A 1173-nucleotide genomic window follows, 5' to 3' on the forward strand; every position below is an offset into this window, starting at 1 on the left:
GTCGGGGCGAGGATGGCGTTGGCGCCCCCGACGAGGGCGATCTCGCAGTCCCCGCGGTCCAGGCCCTGGCACGCCAGGTGCAGTGCGGTCAGCGAGCCCGAGCCCCTGGACCACTTCCTCCTCCAGGCGGACCTGACGGCGATCGCGCCCGGGCCGCTGCGCCCCGACGTCCGGCGGCTGATGGACGCGGCCGCCGACATCGAGTCCAAAGGCGGCGCCACCGTCTACCGCTTCACCCCCGACTCGCTGCGGCGCGCCCTCGACGCGGGCTGGACGCCGGACGAGCTCCACACGTTCCTCGCCGAGCACTCCCGCACCCCCGTGCCGCAGCCCCTCGACTACCTGGTCGACGACGTGGCCCGCCGGCACGGCCGGCTCCGGGTCGGCGCGGCCAACAGCTATCTGCGCTGCGAGGACGAGGCGCTGCTCACCCAGCTGATCGCCGACCGCCGGGCCGCCCCGCTGCGGCTGCGCCGCCTCGCCCCGACCGTGGTGGTCTCCGACCTCTCCCCCGACACGCTGCTCACCCGACTCCGCGACCTCGGCTTCGCGCCGGCGGCCGAGTCGCTGGAGGGCGCGCTCGTGACGCTGCGCGCCGAGGCGCGCCGCACCCCGCCCCGCACGCCGCCGGAGGCGGCTCCCGACAGCCCGCCGCCCGCGGACGACACGCTGCTCGCGGCCGCCGTCCGCGCGATCCGCGCCGGCGACCACGCGGCCGGCGGGACCCCCGCCGGGGCCGGGGCGGCCGCCAGGGTGCCGGAGGCGGCGGGCCCGCCGCCGCGCACGCCGGCGGTGGAGACCCTGACCACGCTCCAGTCGGCGGCCCGGGCCGGCGCCCAGGTCCGCATCGGCTACGTCGCCTCGGACGGCGTCGCCGCCCACCACGTCCTCTCCCCCGTCCGCGTCGAGGCCGGCTTCGTCACCGCCTTCGACCACACGGCGGACGAGATCCGCACCTACCCGCTGCACCGCATCACGGGCGCCGTGACGCTGCGGTCCACCTGAGCGCAGGCACCGGGGCCCGGCGGCCCCGTGCCAGGCGCCGCGCGCGGCTTGGGCGGAGGCGTCGGGCCCAGCGGCGCCCCCAAGAGGGGCGCTCCGCGGCCGGAACCAGCCAGGGGCCGGGCGCCGGTCCGTGGCGGAACCGGGCCCGGCCCCTGGCCGGTTGGGGGG

Annotated in this window: 2 protein-coding genes; one reads left to right on the forward strand and one right to left on the reverse strand. The window is 79.3% G+C overall.

Features of this window, described 5'->3' with window-relative positions; all coding sequences use genetic code 11:
• Positions 1-200: beta-ketoacyl synthase N-terminal-like domain-containing protein (locus E1283_RS40105; protein ID WP_425086280.1), on the reverse strand; the 200-nt coding region annotated here is incomplete at its 3' end.
• Here E1283_RS40105 and E1283_RS36355 point away from each other — a divergent pair.
• Positions 157-1005: a helicase-associated domain-containing protein gene (locus E1283_RS36355; protein WP_425086281.1), complete on the forward strand. Its 849-nt coding sequence runs from the start codon at positions 157-159 to the stop codon at positions 1003-1005. The two genes, E1283_RS40105 and E1283_RS36355, sit on opposite strands and share 44 nt — an antisense overlap.
• Positions 1006-1173: the final 168 nt, after the last annotated feature.

The organism is Streptomyces hainanensis (genome assembly GCF_004348415.1).
GTDB classification, from domain to species: domain Bacteria; phylum Actinomycetota; class Actinomycetes; order Streptomycetales; family Streptomycetaceae; genus Streptomyces; species Streptomyces hainanensis.